The 18,469-nt window shown below is 38.6% G+C and carries 14 protein-coding genes and 3 pseudogenes; 8 read left to right on the top strand and 9 right to left on the bottom strand.

Annotated elements, in window-relative coordinates; genetic code table 11:
- Positions 1–23: 23 nt before the first annotated feature.
- Positions 24–2,060 carry a winged helix-turn-helix domain-containing protein gene (locus A7968_RS11230; RefSeq protein WP_064666676.1) on the bottom strand — a complete coding sequence of 679 codons (2,037 nt, stop codon included), beginning with the start codon at positions 2,058–2,060 and terminating at the stop codon, positions 24–26.
- Positions 2,061–2,415: 355 nt separating this feature from the next.
- On the opposite strand from A7968_RS11230, the gene A7968_RS11220 reads away from it, so the two are divergent.
- Positions 2,416–2,610, top strand: coding sequence for a hypothetical protein (locus A7968_RS11220; RefSeq protein WP_064666674.1), 195 nt, complete (start codon positions 2,416–2,418; stop codon positions 2,608–2,610).
- A gap of 158 nt (positions 2,611–2,768) precedes the next feature.
- Here A7968_RS11220 and A7968_RS23565 read toward each other — a convergent pair.
- A pseudogene (locus tag A7968_RS23565) lies at positions 2,769–2,918 on the bottom strand (IS3 family transposase); the annotation flags it as partial.
- A 49-nt stretch (positions 2,919–2,967) separates the two neighbouring features.
- On the opposite strand from A7968_RS23565, the pseudogene A7968_RS11215 reads away from it, so the two are divergent.
- Positions 2,968–4,168: pseudogene (locus tag A7968_RS11215) on the top strand (IS256 family transposase).
- A 60-nt stretch (positions 4,169–4,228) separates the two neighbouring features.
- On the opposite strand, the pseudogene A7968_RS11210 reads toward A7968_RS11215, so the two are convergent.
- A pseudogene (locus tag A7968_RS11210) lies at positions 4,229–4,508 on the bottom strand (DDE-type integrase/transposase/recombinase); the annotation flags it as partial.
- A 242-nt stretch (positions 4,509–4,750) separates the two neighbouring features.
- Between A7968_RS11210 and A7968_RS23165 the strand changes: the two are divergent.
- Positions 4,751–4,888, top strand: coding sequence for a hypothetical protein (locus tag A7968_RS23165; RefSeq protein ID WP_157586729.1), 138 nt, complete (start codon positions 4,751–4,753; stop codon positions 4,886–4,888).
- A 91-nt stretch (positions 4,889–4,979) separates the two neighbouring features.
- Here the strand turns inward: A7968_RS23165 and A7968_RS11200 are convergent, their stop codons facing one another.
- Positions 4,980–5,684, bottom strand: a complete 705-nt coding sequence (locus A7968_RS11200) for a type 1 glutamine amidotransferase (protein ID WP_064666671.1) — start codon at positions 5,682–5,684, stop codon at positions 4,980–4,982.
- Positions 5,685–5,781: 97 nt separating this feature from the next.
- Here A7968_RS11200 and A7968_RS11195 point away from each other — a divergent pair, with 97 nt between their 5' ends.
- Positions 5,782–6,576: an AraC family transcriptional regulator gene (locus A7968_RS11195; RefSeq protein WP_064666670.1), complete on the top strand. Its 795-nt coding sequence runs from the start codon at positions 5,782–5,784 to the stop codon at positions 6,574–6,576.
- Positions 6,577–6,644: 68 nt separating this feature from the next.
- Here the strand turns inward: A7968_RS11195 and A7968_RS11190 are convergent, their stop codons facing one another.
- Both A7968_RS11190 and A7968_RS11185 read right to left on the bottom strand, forming a co-directional pair.
- A complete protein-coding gene (locus A7968_RS11190) occupies positions 6,645–9,353 on the bottom strand; it encodes a TonB-dependent receptor (protein ID WP_064666669.1) in 2,709 nt (902 codons plus the stop codon).
- Positions 9,354–9,378: 25 nt separating this feature from the next.
- Positions 9,379–10,479, bottom strand: a complete 1,101-nt coding sequence (locus A7968_RS11185) for a Ca2+-dependent phosphoinositide-specific phospholipase C (RefSeq protein WP_064666668.1) — start codon at positions 10,477–10,479, stop codon at positions 9,379–9,381.
- 182 nt (positions 10,480–10,661) lie between these two features.
- Between A7968_RS11185 and A7968_RS11180 the strand changes: the two genes are divergently transcribed.
- Together A7968_RS11180 and A7968_RS11175 are read left to right on the top strand one after the other, a co-directional pair.
- Positions 10,662–11,141, top strand: a complete 480-nt coding sequence (locus A7968_RS11180) for an RNA polymerase sigma factor (protein ID WP_064666667.1) — start codon at positions 10,662–10,664, stop codon at positions 11,139–11,141.
- A 99-nt stretch (positions 11,142–11,240) separates the two neighbouring features.
- Entirely contained in the window at positions 11,241–12,029 is a 789-nt protein-coding gene (locus A7968_RS11175; protein WP_064666666.1) for an NPP1 family protein, read from the top strand.
- Between the two features lie 20 nt (positions 12,030–12,049).
- Here A7968_RS11175 and A7968_RS11170 read toward each other — a convergent pair whose 3' ends face one another.
- The 3 genes from A7968_RS11170 to A7968_RS11160 all read right to left on the bottom strand — a co-directional run bounded on the left by A7968_RS11170 (position 12,050) and on the right by A7968_RS11160 (position 17,212).
- Positions 12,050–14,944 carry a TonB-dependent receptor plug domain-containing protein gene (locus A7968_RS11170; protein WP_064666665.1) on the bottom strand — a complete coding sequence of 965 codons (2,895 nt, stop codon included), beginning with the start codon at positions 14,942–14,944 and terminating at the stop codon, positions 12,050–12,052.
- A gap of 1 nt (position 14,945) precedes the next feature.
- The gene (locus A7968_RS11165) at positions 14,946–15,905 is read right to left on the bottom strand and encodes a FecR family protein (RefSeq protein WP_064666664.1); all 960 of its coding nucleotides are present in this window, start codon (positions 15,903–15,905) and stop codon (positions 14,946–14,948) included.
- Positions 15,906–16,018: 113 nt separating this feature from the next.
- Positions 16,019–17,212, bottom strand: coding sequence for an alpha/beta hydrolase-fold protein (locus A7968_RS11160; protein ID WP_064666663.1), 1,194 nt, complete (start codon positions 17,210–17,212; stop codon positions 16,019–16,021).
- Positions 17,213–17,398: 186 nt separating this feature from the next.
- On the opposite strand from A7968_RS11160, the gene A7968_RS11155 reads away from it, so the two are divergent.
- Positions 17,399–17,851 carry an excisionase family DNA-binding protein gene (locus A7968_RS11155; RefSeq protein ID WP_064666662.1) on the top strand — a complete coding sequence of 151 codons (453 nt, stop codon included), beginning with the start codon at positions 17,399–17,401 and terminating at the stop codon, positions 17,849–17,851.
- Positions 17,851–18,207: a PIN domain-containing protein gene (locus tag A7968_RS11150; protein WP_208855839.1), complete on the top strand. Its 357-nt coding sequence runs from the start codon at positions 17,851–17,853 to the stop codon at positions 18,205–18,207. The genes A7968_RS11155 and A7968_RS11150 overlap by 1 nt, the downstream gene beginning before the upstream one ends.
- The last annotated feature ends 262 nt before the right edge of the window (positions 18,208–18,469 follow it).

The raw sequence follows: 18,469 nt of genomic DNA, 5'->3' as shown, positions 1-18,469 counted from the left end.
CATAAGTAAAGGCAGCTTTAATGTTAACCCCACTCAAGTATAAACAATCGATTTTCTGAGCCCCCCCTTAAAGCTGATATACATATTTTTTTAGTCAAAGCAATAGGAGAATCACAGTTCTCTTTTTTAAATTCACTCAGCTCTCTTGATTGAAGCTCAAATTGAAAGTAATTACCAATATCATTGCGAAATAAAATTTTATCGTCCCCAACAAACCAGTAATACGCACTAGAGGTGAGTTTCAGCACCAGAGAATCATCTTTATTCTTATTATAACGCCAAATTCCAGGCAATAATTTTTTTGAATAATATAATTCGCTATTATAATGTTTTACTAACTCAGCCCCTTTTATACCAAAATCTGCGGGCTGTAGGCTTTCTAATGAAAGTGATTTAACATTATCATTATCTGAGTACAATAACAAGTCGGAAAAGAATTCTGGATTAATCCCATTTACTGTAGCTAATTTATTTATCATATTTTCTAACGAGTAAAGCTCTACGTTATTACCTACCTGCAGAGCTAGCATTTGGTTGTTAGGATTCAAAGCCAGCTTTTGGATTTTTTTAGCCACTGTAAATTTACTAATTTGTTTAGATTTATTTGATAGTATGCTGTATGACCAGACTTGATTTAACCCTGTTCTATTTGAAATATAAAAAATTAAAGTTTCCTCCCCAGAAAGTATAGCATTTTTATTTATCGCATGCGTACCTGCTGTTAAATTAATTACTTTATCATGTGAATCATCCAAGTATATAATGTCTTGGCTAAAAAGCTCTCCGCTCGTTAGCATGATACCATTTTTCGCTGTACTTATATTATATGTAGGCGCTAACGTTGGGATATTCACCCTATTGATCTCTTCACCTGAATGGAAGTCAACTACCGAAATTCCACCTTTGTCATTCTTAAAAGACAAAGAACTTCCATCCCAACCTACTGAAAAATTAATTGTTTCAAGTTCAATCTTCCAAATTTCTTCCCATCTATTACTTGGATCGACAAGCTGAATATGGAACTTAACACCATCTGGACTTGATAATAAAGCGACAATATCAGTGTTAGCCGTTGTAATAACATTATAGAACCCAGCTCCGCCACCATTATCTATTTCTACCTCTTTAACTAATCCTGTTTGCAAATCACCAATAAATAATCTAGCCGAGGTATCATTGAAAAGCGAATCTGTAATCAATAACTTATTCTTTCCGAATGAAGCTAGGGCAGATGCATATGAGTTGGGATTACAAGGAAACAGCTTTATAGTCTCAGGAGGAATTCCATCTGAACTAATTAATGCCTTCTGAATCGAGCACTCTCTTTCATTGTATTGCCTATAAACAAGTTCATTTGGTCCTAACCATGTCGCTTTATTTAAGCTATGATCTTTTTTTCTTATATTTAGCTTTTTACCATCATAGCGATTTAGAATTTCAATTTCCCAATAGTCATTGCCAATGCTCTTCTTTGTGTAAGCAATCTGATCTAGCCAATTGTTATATGCCAGCTCAATTTTGATATCTTTATTAGATAGTAGTTCGATATTGCTCGTTTCTCGCACCTTAACCGAAATATCATTTCCATTGCTAATAAAAATTAAAGTTACTATTAGCATAAGAAAGTGTGCCACGATGATAAAAGTAACTACTGGTTTCTTGTTACTGAAAGTTGACTGGAGGTTTAATTTATCTAGGCTGGGATTTATTGAAGAAACTTTAGCACCTTGTCCATCGGACTTCTCAACTTGGGCAACTAATGTGTAACCTTTTTTAGCAGTATTGATAATTACACTATCTGTTAAGCCAGCTTGTTTCATTTTTTTTCTTAACATTGAAACAACTCGACTTAACGAGTTATCAGTAACTTCAGAACTTCTCCAGTTAGAAAAAAACTCATCATACTTGACCAACTGATTTTTTTTGCTGATGAGTAGATCAAGAGCAATAGATTCCAAGTAGTCTAGCTTAACGTCTGACGACTCTTCATTTGAAATCGATGATAGTGATGCATTGCATGGGTCATAACTAATTTTATTATTAATAAAAAACATTTCCATTAAACTCTTAGCTTTCCCTTAAGCAATATTTATAAGGACTTTATAAGGTTTTTGTAAACACTTCAACAGAAAAAAAGCCTAAATTGAATTTGTAATTTTTGACTTGTCTTGCTTGCAACTAACTAAAAAGGAATACCAAATATGCAACTGCTTTACACTACTATATTACTTGCTATGGTTGGAAAACCAACCATGGAACAGCCACTTCAATCATATACTAACATTAGTAAAGAAACATCCAATCACCAAATAGGTGAAAATACTCTGCAAATCTGTAAAGGTTTCCCTTTTTGTCAAGTTGAGAAGACTTCAGATAAGAAATCATCAAACAGCTAAAAAATAAAAGAAGGGTAAAATGGATTTTAATGAATTTCTAGAAACTTTATTCTTAGAAGCTTATAAATCAGGAAGAGTCGATGGCCAAGATGGAGTATTTATAAAGCCAGAGGTGGTTTTTAAGAACTATTTAAAAAACTTTAATAAGCATGACTCACAATCATTACACTATTCCATTCTAGAATATAATAACAAATCAAAGGATTTACATTGATTTAAAAGATAAAAGTCGCGGAAACATTAAATCCGTGACTTTTTATTTGTATTATTCATAGAACTCGTTTCAATATAATACGGCCTTATGAACAAAGAAATTGGACAGCACTTAAAGTGGGTTGAGCTTTACGAAGAAAAAACTTAAAATTGTAGAGGTCAACTAATTTTAGCCACAGTTTTAGAGTTTTGGTATCTAACCTCAGGTTCATTTGGTAAACCAGCATTATAATGATGTGGTCTAACGTTGTTGTAATATCCGTTGATATAATCACTCACACTATATTTAGCATCTTTAAAGTTTTCATAGGTAGTGTTCAAAGATCTGTGTCATTTCAGTAAACTGATAAAAACAGGAATGACAAATCAATTCAACTTCGAAGATGCAGTTAAGGCACTTCAATCAGGTAAAAAACTTAATGGTAAAGATGGTGTGCTCACATCACTTATCAAACAGCTAACCGAGTCAGCACTTCTGGCTGAGCTTGAACAACATCTTGCTAATGAGCAGGAGCCCAACCCTAGAAATGGCTCTAGCACTAAAACAGTTAAGTCATCGGTTGGCAATTTTGAGCTAGATACTCCAAGAGATCGAAGTGGTAGCTTTGAGCCTCAACTCGTCAAAAAAATCAAACCACGCTTAGTGATGAAATAGACTCAAAAATCCTATCTATGTTCAGCATGGGAATGAGTTATCGAGACATCAATAAGCACATCGAAGATATGTACGGCATGAACGTTGCCACAGGTAAGATAAGTGCTATTACCGATAAACTTATACCGGAGCTCAAAGCATGGCAGCAACGGTCACTTGATAGTCACTATCCGATTGTTTGGCTTGATGCTATTCATTACAAGGTCAAAGAAGATGGCAGCTATACTAGTAAAGCTGTTTATACGTTATTAGGGCTAAATGTTCATGGCAAAAAAGAAATACTTGGCTTGCATTTATCTGAAAATGAAGGCGCTAACTACTGGTTGTCGGTTCTTGCTGATTTAAATAATCGAGGCGTTAAAGATATACTAATTGCATGTGTTGACGGGCTAACAGGCTTTCCTGAAGCCATTGCTGCTATTTTTCCAGAGACTGAAGTTCAATTATGCATTGTTCATCAGATACGAAATTCAATGAAGTATGTTGCCTCTAAAAATCAAAAGGCGTTCATGGCTGACTTAAAGCCAGTATATCGTGCAGCAACGAAGGAGGCTGCTGAGCTAGCGCTTGATGAACTTGAGGCCAAATGGGGTAGTTCTTACCCGCTTGTGATTAATTCCTGGCGCAATAAATGGCATAATTTGTCGGCATACTTCAAGTATCCAGAGCATATTCGCAAGGTAATTTATACGACGAATGCTGTTGAGGCTGTACATGCCAGTTTAGAAAATTAACGAAGACGAAAGGCGCTTTTCCAAACGAAAACAGCTTGTTGAAATTACTTTATGCTGGCATATTAAACGCCACTGAGAAATGGACCATGCCAATCCACAATTGGAGCTTGTGTTTATCTCAGTTGGCCATTTATTTTGAAGGACGCTTAGACAGCGTACTCGATATTTAAGAATTTAAGCTGACACAGAATTTTGAACGCCCTCTTTTCATATCCAACCTTTGGTATTCACTCCGTTTTAAAGCTTCTAAAAAATCGCTCCATTGGCGCATTATCCCAACAATTTCCGCGTCGACTCATACTTTGTGTAATTTTATAGCACCATAAACGCTGGCGGTATTTCAAGCTTGTATATGACTACCTTGGTCTGAGTACTTGGCCTACTTCTGCTTTCATATGCGATTTCAAGCGCTTTCAGCGTCAAATTAGTATCTGACAACAATGACATTGCCCAACCAACGACTTTACACGAAAACAAATCGATAACGACCGCTAAATAAGCCCAGCGATTATCTATCGACATATTACTAAAGTCAAAGCCTTCTCGAATAAGCAGCGCAAATAGGGTGAGCTTTTTTTGCGCTCCGCTGGTAAATGCAGCAATCGCTTCTGTTCTGCCTCAGCCTCTTTTTTAGTTGTTCTGCATTCAAGTATTTCTGTATCGGCTGACTTACTTATTAGTTTAGGACTTATTTTAGGTACTTCACCTGAATCATTTTGCTCGACAGATATCGCCATATATACATAGTAGCCATGACGAAAAAAGCCTGTATTTCTGGCACGTTTATTAGCTACTCTGTAGGGATTAGTGATTTTAAAAATGGCTTTGATGAAAATATTCGACCCATCAGTAAGAATAAAGCAACGTTGTTCATTAATTTAGCTAAATAAAAACCATAACACGACAGCTAAAGTAACTCTATCTGACTTCAGGTTAGAGAAAACTGATAGAAACAGACAATACGCTACACATACTTTTGAGCTAATAGGTATTTACTAATTTATCTAAAAATGAATAGAGTTTTTGGTTCATTGCATCATAGTCATGAGCAAGTAATACTTCTGGCTCATCCACAAAGCGGTATTTTGCAGCTTCACTAAGATCATCATGCTCAATTAGCAAGGCTACAACCTCTTTAGTTAGCTCCATATGACATTGAAAACCAAATACTCGCTCATTATAAGCAACGATTTGCCTTGGGCAGCCCTCGCTATATGCGATGATCTTTGCATCAGATGTCAGCCCCGGCATATCATTGTGCCAATGACCTACCTCTAACACTTTATCGAAGTGCTCAAACAAGGGATGCGCTAAACCTGCTGGTGTTAAAGTAATTGGAAATTTACCAATCTCACGCTCAGGACTATGTTCATAATGAGCACCTAACGCTTCGCCAATCAACTGCGCTCCTAAACAAACGCCAAGTACAATTTTCCCAGCAACAACCGCTTTTAAGATCAAGGCTTGTTCACCTTTTGCATCAAAATAAGGGCATTGATCAATTGTTGTATTAGGGCTTTGGGGGCCACCCATTACTATTAAAATATCAATATCTTTAATCGTCTCTAACAGAGGGCTACCTTCATACACCTTAGAATAGCTAATATTATAACCATGCATTCTAGCCCAAGTTTCGTATGCACCTGGCGCTTCAAAATGCTCATGGATAATAAAGTGAATATGCATTTTTTTGCCTTTTAAATAACAGAAGCTCACGATGATATACCAAATCGGAGCTATGCGTTTTATACTAACTGACACAAAACATCGATAAACCGCCACCATGCAAGCTAACGAGCTAATCCAAAGCTATACACATAAACAGCTAATAACAAAAACAATTAATATGCCTGCTGGTTACGTTGATGATTTTCACTCACATCCATGGCATCAAATAGTGTTCCCATTTAAAGGTTTACTACAATCAAGCATTGGTGGTAAAAGCATAATCGTGCCTCACAATGCAATGCTATACATACCCGCAAACACGTCTCATAAATCTGTAGCAGTTACAAATACTGAATTTTTAGCCGTTTATCTTAATCCTGATGTATGGGTGGAGTATGCAAGTGAAGCTAAATCCTGCCTTGTAACGCCATTCATTAAACAGCTCATATTGCTCTTGTTTGAAAATGAAATGAGCCAACAATCAGAATCCAATATTACTCATTTATTACTCGTGCTTAGAGATCAAATCGTCATGGCGAATAGTTATGACATCCCATTATTACTGCCAACCGATAAGCGCCTGCTAGCAATTTTCAAGCAACTTAAGCAACAACCTGATTTGTCATTCACGCTAAAAGAATGGGCTAAAAAAGTAGGCGCATCGGAGCGCACTTTATCGAGAGTTTGCGCAAAAGAATTTAGTCAATCTTTCTCATTGTGGCGGCAAAATATAAGGCTCGTTTTATCTTTACAACTTTTGGATTCAAAAAGGTCTATTCAAGATATTGCCTTAGATTTAGGCTATACATCTGATTCAGCTTACATTTACGCATTTAAAAAATTATTTAATCAGACCCCGAGTAAATATCGTCGCGATAGTTTAGCGCATAACTTAACGTTAAGGGTTTAGGACAAATTAATTGAGAATGTTAAACGTGTCTGTCAAAAAGCGCCACGAAAAGTGGCGCTTACTATTAACTATAGCTGGTAGTTAACCCCTACGTAATAGGTTGAGCCAAACTCAGTGGTGTTGTACAAACGATCGTCTGAGTCACTATATTGCTCTTCGCGTTGATTCGTTAAATTAACGGCCTCAAAAGTGACTTTTAACTTCTCACTTATATTATAAAAAGCTGAAAAATCCACATAAGTCGTACCATGAAAACCAGCTTCATCTTGGTCTGAATCCAATGGCGAAGCTATCTCTGTTAAGTACTCACTACGATACGATGACGATACCCGCATACCCCACTGCTCTGTTTCGTAATATAACGTGGCATTCGCTGAGTGCTCAGATAAACCTGGGAATGCTTTCGTAGTAAAGTACTCATCGCCATCATAGTAATCCATGTCGCCGTCAGCATAAGTGTAGTTGGCGATTACCCCCATATTGTTAAATGGCGCAGGTAAAAAGGTAAAGTCTAATTGGCCGCCTAACTCTAAACCTTGAATACTGGTTTTTTCACCATTTACGCTGGTGTAATAAGTAAATTCTGTGTCTGCAGTTTGTCCTGGTGCTAACAAAGACTCTGAAAAGCCTGTTTGCCCATACGGCATTTTAGAGCTGCTACCTATCACAAAGTTATCGATGTCTTTGTAAAATAAGCCTGCGGTGATAAAACCAGTATCATCGATATACCATTCAATTGCAGTGTCGTAGTTTATTGATTCATAAGGTGACAGGCCGGGGTTACCTGAGCTTAGCTCTAGCTTGTCGGTGTTAACAGACCCTGAAATAGCAAGTGACCCCAAAGATGGTCGTGTTAGATTTTTACTCACACTTCCTCTTACCTGAACCCCCTCAGCAGCATACCAAACTAAATTTAGCGCAGGTAAAAACTCTGAATAATCTTGCTCAACCTGAGTTTCTACATTGTCGTCGCCAGTTGATATATAACCTGTTGAAGTAATATCTGTCTGTACATATCGCACACCTAGATTTCCACCAAACAGATCATTTTGCCATTGATATTCAAACCATGCCGAACGAGTTTCTTCAGTTAGATCATAAATACTGTTTATCAGTAAATCTTGCTCTGATAGCTCAGAGCTTACACCAAAATAATCCTGCGTCTTGGCAACATTTGCAGCAGCCCAGTTTGCTTTGTCATGGCCGTTATAAACACTGAAAAAACTAGCATCTAACCTATTATCAATTTCTCCAGATTCAAACTCTCCTTTTAGTGCGTCTTTAACTTGGTAGCTTTTACCGTCAGAGCTAAACTTTTTATTTAATACGCCATACTTTAATTCACCCGTGTCGCCTACAAATGTATTGAACGAGAGTTTAATCGTGTCATAGCTAGAGTTCTGTTCGCTTTCATCCAGATCAAACTCGTGCATTTTCCAATTATCGATTGAGGCTGTATCAAAGTCATAAGTATGCTTAGCATAAAAACGATCTTGCACATAATCAGAGGTCACTCTACCAAAGCCTTCATAAAACACTTTATCACTAACAGGAATAGTAAATTTATTCTCCGAATGACCTAGTAGTAACTCAAGTGCTGTAGATTCACTTAACTGCCAATCAGTTAAAAATGATACTTGGCTAAACGTTGTGTCCATTTGCTGTACGCGGCTTTCTGTTGCTAAGGTTGCGTTACTAATATCTGTGTAAACAGCTTCACCGTTCTCGTTATAACGCAGCTCATTGACCACAGCACCGCCAACAGTTTGTCCACCAGCAGTTGTTGCTGCGCCCAAACCACTTAACCCTGCGCCACGCGTTGCTATATGATGCTCATTTTTATCATTGTTAAGCTCCGCATATAAAACATCAAAATCAAACGACAAGCTGTCACTAACTTTATACTGAAAAGCAGAGGTAACACCCAAGCGCTCTTGTTCGTTTTCCCATGCTGAGTAACGATTACCACGAGCAAAGCGCAACTCTTTATTAGTCACTTTATCTTGCGTTGCTTGATCTAAAGCACTCAAGTCAGAGCCTGCGCCATCAAGTGGGCGCCAACGATACGTATTTGTACCTTGCTCCATCGTATCGCGCTTAGAGTAAGCTAATGAGAATAATGCGCCAAAGTTATCCCAGATATTTGAGATCAACCCAGCCAAACGAGGGCTGGTGCCATGTGCCATAGAGTTAGATCCTGCTTGAGCCGAAATAGCCCCTTTTAGACCATCGTAATCAAACGGCTTACTTGGGCGCAGAGCAACTGTACCGCCTATACCACCTTCTTCCATACTTGCCGAGAAGGACTTTTTCACATCAATTTGGCTAAATAGTTCAGAGGCAAAAACGTTAAAATCAAATCCACGAGAGCGGTTAGCCTGCCCTCGGCTATCCATACTACTGCCACTCGTTGCGAGTACATCTAAACCATTCAGCTCTACTCGAGTAAAATCAGGACCCAAGCCACGTAGCGATATTTGTCGACCTTCTCCCCCTTCACGAGTAATAGTTACCCCCGGTACACGTTGCAATGATTCAGCGAGGTTTAGATCTGGAAAATCAGCAATATCTTCAGCAACAATACTGTCTTGAACCATTAAAGAGTCACGCTTTACGTCACGGTTTTTTAATAAGCTTTGGCGAAAGCCTTTAACAACTATATTTTCCATCTCTTGCGCTTGCTCGCCTTGCTCTGCTGCAAAAGTTGACGAACTGGTACTGGCTATACCCGCTAAAATTGCCAAGGTTAAGTAGCGTTTTGTTAATTGCGGTTTCATGGTTTTCTCCGATTAAAATTAAAAGTTAAAGTGGGCAATCAGTGACAGATCTCAAACAGCGTACAAACGGATTTATAGGCTGTTGATCATCTTGCTTGTTCACTAATTTAAAACTGACAAAGGGGGCATTTAGGGGCGCTTGCTTTGCACCTAAATAAAAATCGCTTGAAATGATCTGTGCACCAGAGCTGATGGAGCTAATAGCGCGGTTGCTTGGTGACTTTGTTGCATTAAACTCATCGGCACGGGTTCTGACGATAAAGCCTTGTGTAACAGCCTGCGATATCAATTGCTGCTGTTGCTGGGGATTGTTAAACAATAGAAAAGTGGCATCTGGATGAGTAATCGGCCACGCTGCAAACATGTTGGGCTTTGGTACTTGAGCAAACAGCTGTAGCTGGCGTTGATTTGCATCAAAAATAAATACAAACTTACCTCTTACGCTCTCCAATTCAGGCCAGCCCTGACTTTTTATCGATTCTGCTAAACCTTGATTTGGCTGTTTGATGTCTGCTGGAGTGAGTAATTTATCTTGCCCTAGCACTTTACTAATAACGTTACTCAAGGCTTGATAGTGATCCACTGAAAAAAGCTCAGGCTGAACGCCTGCAATTTTTTCCCAGCGCGATTCTTTAACATTAAATAAGATATAAATAGGTAGATGATCAGGGTGCTGATTTGACCAGTTTTTTAATTGCGTTAAACACTCAGTAAATAAAACACAATGACTGCTCACATCAATATCGGGAATATGCAGTACTTTAAAACCAGGCTTTGCAAGCTGCTGCTTTTGCACGTCACTGTATAGTTGATTTTTAGTCCATGTTTGAGCTAAAGGGTTTGAATATCGACCACCTTGATTATCTGCAAGTACATCGATCTCAAGCTGTCTTAACCCTAAATCTAGCTGCTCACTAAGCGTAGGGTGTGCATAACTAACTTTGTCTGCAAACCCACCTTGTAATTCATCAAGCTTATTGACAATCTGCTCATCAAGCCCTGTTTTATAACTGTTATGACTACCAATTACCTGTAACTGATTAAGTTTTACTGCTGCTTTTACTGGCAAGCTGACGGCACATAAAAAAACGATGCCACTAATAACTTGCAACCCTTTAATAAACATATCGACCCTTCATTTACTTAAAAGCGAGTTGTTAATGCCTGTAAAGAGAGAGTAAAAGTTAAAAAGGCGCCAAAAAAATTTAATTTTTTTTAATTATTCATAGTTCGATAAAAGTTAATTTAGTTGTCATATTTGTCTGTCAGCATAGGGTAGATTTTTTAATTAAAAATAAGAATATAGCCGTGAATAAACGCGAATTTTCAATTACAACTGAGTTGTTAAAAGATGAGCTAAAATTGAAAGCCGCAATCCGTAAATGGGTCAAAGTGCCTGAAGATGAGGCTGATGTGTTTCAAGAAACATTTGCCACTGTTATCGAGCAAGATAAACATAAAAAAATCGATAATCCTCTGGCTTATGCAGTAACGGTTGCGCGTCACTTTGCATGGAAATTATCGGCTAAAAAAAGCGAACCTTACGATGAAACGCTTGATACCCGAGAGTCTGAATGTATTGAGCAGCGCTATTCACAGCACCAACAAATATCAACAATCCAGGCGGTACTAAAAAATATGCCGCCTATGCGCCAACAAGTTTTTATCCGCCGTCGTTTATACAACCAAAGCAGAGGGCACATAGCCAAAGAGTTGGATTTAAGCGAAGATGCTGTAAAAAAACATATAAATCGCGCACTCGCGCAACTTGCTATGCATGCTGAATAACCTGCTTGGTAATGAAAGCTTCATAATAAAAATTGTCTCCTTGGTATTTTTAGTTTGCTCTTTAATAGGACATTCAAACTAAACTCAAGGAAACGTAGAATGAAAAAATTATTCTTTATCTATACCTTAGCTTTTGTAAGTACAACCCTTTTCTGTCAGGCAGTACAAGCTGCTCCACCGCCAAAAATTAAAGAATTCACAACCAGTGATGCTAAAAAGTGGGCCCCTCGCTTTGATTATGATACTGATGGCTGCTACCCATCGGTTGGGATTGGCCGTAATGGTCAAGCTAATGGCGGATTAAAGCCCACAGGCAGCATTGGAGGGGGTTGCCGGGATAACTCTGATTTAGCTAACTCAAACACCAACCATCGTAGTACCTGCGTTAATAATGGTAGTATTCAATATTGTGCTCATATGTATGCGTTGTACTTTGAGAAAGATCAGGCGATAGATAACGCATGGTTTGATGATGTTTTCAGCCATAGACATGACTGGGAATACGTAATTGTATGGCTTACCAATAACAATTTAACTCATATTAGTTACTCCAAGCATCGCGGTGCTGTTACTGCGGCCAAAAGCGATTACGCTTACGATGATGCTCAGCAACAGCACGTACGAATTGTCTATCATAAAGATGGCGCATCAACTCACGTATTTAGACCAGGTGGTGCGCAAGAGCTGGCAGAAAACGCAACTGGGGCATGGCATACACCAACACTAGCTTCGTGGCAGTTAATGCAAGGCGATGTAGGAACAACAAATGCCGATTTACAGTATTTATTTAATACCACCAGCTTTGATAAAGCTAACACTCCTTTTAATGAAGGTAACTTTATCAATAAGCTTAACTCATCGCTGCCTACTGGTTATCCGGGCTTCTAATCGCATCAAAATTAAAAACGTTACAGCATCAATATAAAGCGAAGATAATACTGCCTTCCTGCTTGAGTGGTGTTGTATATCGCATGGTGTTGGCCTGCATACTCTCGGTAATATTCATTACTAAGGTTATTCACGCCAACATTTAATTCAAGCACATCGTTTAAAGCAAAATAAGAAGACCAGTTAATACGCTTAAATGGTAAAAACCCCGTTTCAAACTGATCAACCCATATCTGCTGATAATTGATTTCACTAATATAACCACTACGATAATTCAGCTGTAGTCGGCTGCCCCATGTTGGTTGTTGGTAATCTACTGAAAAATTAGCAACATGTTTAGATAATCCTTCTAACTGCCCGGTATACTTAAACATATCAGCAAAACGATAGTCTCGTTCGCTATCAGCGTAACTGTAAGCCGCATTCAGTGTTATATGTGGTTGCAAGTGATGGGTTAAATCAATATCGATACCCTTCACCCAAGCCGTTGCTTGGTTCACCCGCTGATATAAATTCTTATCATCAGCAAGTTGCTGATAATTGATTAATCCTGATAATTTTTTAGCATACACACTGCTCACAAGTTGAGTGTGTGAATCGACATTACCAATCAACTGCAGTGTAAATTGCTGACTTTCATAAGCAGATAGCGCTGTATTACTCACTTCATAACCAGTAATACCTGATAACGGTTGTTTCGTTGGATTAAAGTATTTGGTGGCAACAGGCGTTAGGTTCTCACTTAAATTTAAACGGGCTTGCCAATTAGCTGAAAGTGCATATCTAAAATTAGCTGAAAAGAGCGGCCGTGAATAACGGTTACTTGTGCTTGCAAAGTTTTTTGCATGATAGACTTGCTCATCAAAATGTTCGATCCGCATACCTAAATCAACACTATAATCACTCTGCTGATACTCATACTGCAACCAAGCAGCGCTGTTAATTCGCTCTAGGCTATAACTTTGCGAATCTAAAATATTAGCACTATCAAGGCTAATATCGGTTAAGTAACGCTTAGCCACATTACTATTATTGACGCCTAACCAAGATACTTCTTTATGGTAATCAACAATCTGGCTAATCTCATTATCAAGTGCACTATCTAAAAGACCTGTATTAAATTCTCTTTTATAAAGGTCATCTTGTTGCTTTTGAACTCGCTCATCTACAAAACGCTTATACTGGACACCAAATTGCCAAAGCGTTGCGTCATACTGGTAGCTAAAGCCTATGTTCCCCTGTTGTTGCTCAATTAATGATTGATTAGCCTGAATATCGATTTCGTCGAGTTGCCATTGTCTACTCGACTGTAAATCCATACCGTAACTATTATGAGGATGAGCCAGTTGAGGGGAGTAGTCGGTTGTTAAATTGCTAAATCCTTTTAAAAATACTTTTTCATCTTTTGGCACATCTAACTCGTTTTTCGAGCTTCCTAACAACCAATTCAACTTAAACTTATGAGAAAGCCAATAATCACCTCGCCAAGTGAGCTGCGAAAATTGTGTTTTTTTGTTTATTTGCCGACTCTCAGTAGCTATTTGCGCATTTTCAAACTCTGCAAAGCGCAAGTAATCATGTTCATCAATTTCAAGCTGCGTAATTTTACTCGGCTGGTCGCCACCGGCTACGAGTGCCGAGGAGCTGATCCCTCGAGTTGAAAGGTGATACTCCTGCTTTTGGTTATTAAGCTCTGCATATAACCAATCAAGCTTATGGCTAAAGTTATCACCATGGTAATGTACAGCAGCGGTAACCCCTTGCTGTTTAATATTATTATTCCAAATGGAATATCGATTTCCACGCGGAAAGTAAACCTCTTGTGCTTGTAGCTTTTGCTGTATGTCAGTACTAAGTTGGCTAATGTCAGTACTTGCAATATCTAAATGCCGCCACCGATAGGTATTGTATCCCTGCTCTTGCGTTACTTTGTGATTTATACTGCCGCCGAGCATATAAAACCAATGTCGCTGTTTGTATTGCCAAGAAAACGCACCACGATATGTGGGCCCATCAACAAAGTCTGTTTGGCTGTATTCAAACATGGTATTTAATTGCGACTCTTCATCCATAAGCTGTTCAGCGCTGCTCGTATAGAGATTAATGTTGCCCGCAATTCCTCCGCTATCCTGAACAACACTATATTCTTTAACGATATCGACCTTTTCAAATAACTCACTTGGCAACACATTAAAATCAAATGCAATCGCACGTTCATTTTGTCCTCTGCTATCAAGCGAAGAACCATGTATAGCAAGGGTCTGCATACCGTTTAATGCAACATGAATAAAATCACCACTTAATCCTCGCATTGCAACCTGCCTTGCCTCAGCACTGTCGTAACTGGCCGATATTCCTGCAACATTAAGTAATGAATCAGCTAAATTATTAGTCGCAAAGCTCGCGGCATTCATTAATGATATTGATTCAACTCGCACAGCGTCATCGGGGTTCACATCGTTATTAACTGAATATCTACGAGCCCTTTTAGTCTGTACTGACGAAGCACTAATGATCACTTCTTCAAGGGGGATATCTTTTTTTTCGGGCAGGCTTGGCGCATTATTAATAGATTTATCATTTTCAACTGCATTTATTGTTAACTGAGAGACGATTAGAGAGCCCTCTAATTGCTCAATATTAACTTGGTAGTGAGTCGCTATTAACCGGATGATGCTTGTTAAATCATTGTCACCGGAGTAATAAAAATCTGCAGATATATTAGCCAAATCAGCGGCAAAAAAAACGGCTGCACCGGTTTGCTCTGAAAGCATTTTTAGACTGCCAAATAAATCTTTCGCCTGAACGGCTACTAATTTCTCATCAGAATTAGAGGTAGTTATAGCTTGTTGACTAAAGCTAAGTTGGCTATTGCAGAGACAGAGTAACAGCAATAAACCGCTTACTCTTTGCATGTTAGTTATTACGTATAATAATTTGCTCGGAGTATTGCGATACTCTTAATTTATTGGCTAAAGCAAGCATCTGCAGCGTTTGCTTTGGTGTGTTGAGATCGAACCGACCTGTAACAAGCATTGATTTGAGGGCATTATCTTCTAAGCTAATTTGCTCGCTCATTTGTCGATCAAGTTTTGCAAGCACAGAGCCCAAACTCATTTGATACGCATCCAGCCACTGTGGTTGTGTGCTATCTAGATCTAAGTAATGATTGTATGACTTAGGCAGGTGCTTTACTTCCCCCATTTTTCCATCAATGATTTCAACACTTTGTCCAGCTGTTAACTCAACGCTAGTGTTATCTAACTGATTTGCTACATGAACACTGCCATGAACAACAATAACTTGAGTACCAAAGTCACTTTTATCTACCGAGAATTCAGTCCCTGTTACTGTAACTTGCGTATCTCCAGCATCAACAATAAATGGTTGGTTATCACTTAAATGCTGCACAGAAAAAAGCGACTCACCTTGGCTTAGCTCAACTTTACGAGACTGCTTTGTAAACAAATAACTAAGGGTACTTTGCGGGCCAACCTTCATGGCTGAACCATCAGGTAAATCAACATAGCGCGATTGTGAAGTGTTTGTTTTTGCGATTATACTTTCTGGTTTAGCGGGTGACTGTATAGCTAAAAAATTAACCGCGATGAGTAAAAAAACTGAACAAAATGCACTTGCCCATAACCACTTAGTCATTGGCTTTTTACTGCTTACAGGAAGTTGCTCTGCTTGTTCTTCAAGCATATTTTCAAGTTCATCAGAGCGCCACATTTTAAGACATTTTTGATAAGCATCACGATGTTCAGGCGCCTCATCCAGCCAAGCCTTAAGTTGTTGCTGTTGTTCGTCTGACAAGCTACTTGATAACTCAGCCCAATTGGCTGCTTGCTCGAAAATGGCGATTTTATCTGTCATGTGCAATTTATTAAATAAAGTTCATGGCAGCATAACAACCATATATGACAATTTGGCTACAACCACCGAGCTTGAGCTATATAAAACAGTATTATTATGAAGCTAAAAAACAATCATTTTGCTTTCCCATCTAACAGCCTTTGTAGCCTTATTTTCGTCTCTTGTAAGTAATTTATATAAGGATATGAGTCATCAGCAATCGCTAAAGCAGATCCCATCTGTTCAAGTGCTTGACGAGTATCACCTTGCATTTCATAGCCATAAGATAAAGCAGAAAGCGCATCAACTGATTTTGGGTAGTTTTTTAAATTGTACTTAAACACCTCAATAGCACGAGTAAACTGCTTGCTGCCCGTTAAGTTATAACCGAGTGATCTAACAGCGCGATCCGGTGGCGCAATCTGCTCACCCCATTGTTGAGATAATGTTTTATAGTATGCATCAATCGATGCTACATCGTCAGTCAAAGCACTTATGGGCATTTGTTTAGGTAAAAATAAGTTGTAGTAGGCATTAAATACGCCAGCAGCAGTGGTTAAGCCATGCGAGATACCATCAAATGCATCATTAAAAAAGCGTAACCCTCGCACTTCAGGCGATTGTAGTGATTGCAGCAATTCATCATACCTTTCTCGCATGATGCCGGCTTCTTCGCCGATATTTATATAAACGTAATTATTAAGCTCTTTGCTTTTAGCTAAAAACGACTTTGTACTTTTTACCGATGCGCCATAGTTCCACCAAACCGCAGGGCTATACGCAATATGCGCTTGGAATAACTCAGGTTTGGCTTGCAACGCATATAACGAAAATACACCACCAGCAGAGGCACCAGCAATAACCTTATAGTCATGCGTACGATAATTCTTATTTACTAAAGGAATTAGCTCTTGTTCAAAGAACGCTAAAAACTTTGCCGCGCCGCCCCCTTCACCGACAGGACCCTGCGGCTCCTTGTTCACTGTAGGATACATATCTCTAAGTCGATTTGTGTTTTCAATAGCGACAATAATAACCTCAGGCGCACGATTATCATTTTGTAAACGCTCAATAACAGCACTAGCAAGCGGTATATTACCCGCTCCATCTAAGCGATATAAGACCGGATAAACCTTCTTTGGCTCAGCTTGGTAGCTCTTTGGTAACTGTACAACAACTGTGCGTTCTTCGTTTAAAACAGCCGATTTAATAGTGTGCGTGAACTGAGAATAATCAGCTGTTTGTTGTTTAACATCAGATTGTGCAAAGGCACTTAGTGAACTAAAAATACTAAAGCTAATAAAACACAGAGCGGTGATTAAGCGCATAACTAATCCCTTAGAGAATAATGAGTTACTTAAGTTAACAGAGTTTCAGACACAAAAAAAGCGCATAAAGCGCTATTTATCGTCTTTAGGTTTATTTTCGAATATTTCGAATGTTGACTTTATTGCGAATATTTCGGATACTTACAACATTGTACAATTTGTACTCGTCAATAGTAAGAGAGAAAAATGAACACAGCTACAAAATTACCCAGTGCTGAAGAAATAGCACTCGCTAAGCTTGGTAGCCAAGAGCTATCAGCTGTTATACAAGCCAATGGTGAGGCGCAAAGAATTAATGTGGTTGATCAACTAGGTAAATTTCATGAAGTAACGATCCCTGCAAGCGCATTAAATATGATGATCGAAGTACTTACTCAATTAGGGCAAGGCAACTCCGTTAGCATTACCCCTATTCATGCAGAACTAACAACGCAGGAAGGTGCTGATATGCTAAATATGTCACGCCCAACATTTATAAAACTCCTTGATTCACAAGAAATCCCATTTACTCGCACGGGAAATCGTAGGAAAGTCGCTTTTGCCGATCTTATGCAATATAAACAACGCTTAGAAGAACAGCGTTTAGCATCACTTGCTGAATTATCAGCTTTAGATCAAGAAATGGATATGGGCTATTAATGTCATCCTATACAGTAATCTTAGATGCATGTGTTATGTACCCTGCTCCACTTCGTAGCTATTTGATGTACTTAGCCAATACAGGTTTATTCCGAGCTCGATGGACAGAGCAAATACATGATGAATGGACTCGAAACCTGCTTAAGAACAACCCAAGTATTGAGCATACAGCACTTGAAAGAATCAAAACGCTCATGAATGCTAATGTTCCTGATTGTTTGGTTGAAGGCTATGAGCCTTTAATTAATGGGCTAAGCTTACCCGATCAAGATGATAGGCATGTAGTTGCAGCAGCCATTAAAGGCCAAGCAGAATTAAACCAATTCGATAAGTGGTATCAGAACATTGGTAGTTGAAACCAAAAATGCCATGATTGATAAGAATTTCATACTTTGATCAGCAAGGCCCACTAAGCATCCTTTTGCATTCTCAAGCGTTACAACCGCCGCTTATTTGCCTTCACCATAAACCCGATAAAGTAACAAACAACTCATTTAAAACCCTGCTATGAAAAGCAAATGAAATTTTTATAATTTTTCACTTATTTTAATTTTAATTTTAACAACATTAATCTTATCTATACCCATTAAAAAAGCCAAAATAACGCCGATTAATTTT

Source organism: Pseudoalteromonas prydzensis (assembly GCF_001661495.1).
Taxonomy (GTDB): Bacteria; Pseudomonadota; Gammaproteobacteria; order Enterobacterales; family Alteromonadaceae; genus Pseudoalteromonas; species Pseudoalteromonas prydzensis.
This window is presented reverse-complemented; position numbering and strand designations above follow the sequence as displayed.